This is a genomic window from Pseudomonas sp. MD195_PC81_125 (genome assembly GCF_014060985.1).
Taxonomy (GTDB): domain Bacteria; phylum Pseudomonadota; class Gammaproteobacteria; order Pseudomonadales; family Pseudomonadaceae; genus Aquipseudomonas; species Aquipseudomonas parakoreensis.
This window is the reverse complement of record NZ_JABULD010000952.1, coordinates 1-636: the sequence shown is the minus strand read 5'-3', so window position 1 is coordinate 636 and position 636 is coordinate 1. Positions and strand designations below refer to the sequence as shown.

General features: G+C 48.6%; 2 pseudogenes. One reads left to right on the top strand and one right to left on the bottom strand.

The window, feature by feature from the left end:
• Positions 1 to 300, top strand: a pseudogene (locus HT737_RS31500) (hypothetical protein); the annotation flags it as partial.
• A 223-nt stretch (positions 301 to 523) separates the two neighbouring features.
• Here HT737_RS31500 and HT737_RS32485 read toward each other — a convergent pair.
• Positions 524 to 636, bottom strand: a pseudogene (locus tag HT737_RS32485) (quinone oxidoreductase); the annotation flags it as partial.

The following is a 636-nucleotide window of genomic DNA, read 5'->3' as shown; positions in this document are numbered from 1 at the left end:
GTCATAGCGTTGGAAACCAATGGCTGGGTTCCAAATAACCGGCGCTTACCTGTACTCATATACCTCAACGTTGTGGGAGGGCGCATCGATTTGGCCCCACGGGTCGAGGAAATTTTCAGAGCAAACGGCTGGTTACGCCAATGGCGTGACAAGGTATACGGCTATCACCATTACTACACTGAAACGCACGAGGTACTTGGCATCGCACTCTTTGCCACTCTAGTCACATACCAGAAATACCCATGGACGGCCGAACACGCCGAATCGCTGGGTAACAAGAAGCATAAATCTGGTTTTTGAAAAGCGTCATTAATTGAGCAATGTGCAGATTTCCGCCGATCATGCTTACGAAGCGTGCTGTTAAAATTCAATGCAATCGGCGGTCAGATCAAATGCAGCGCCTGGTCAAGTGCAATGCAAACGAGTGGTCAGTACCGATGTAATCAGGTGGTCAAGTGGAGTGCAATTTCTCATGTATGACCTCCAGTTTCATGAGTTTGATAACAATACCTTTGCCGGGTTTTTATTGCAGTGTGCGGTCTATCCACAACACTGATTTACCGACCTGTTGGCGACTCTCAATTCGGGCATGGACCTGCTGCACATCCTCCATGTCATAGTGGCCTTCGATGTCGA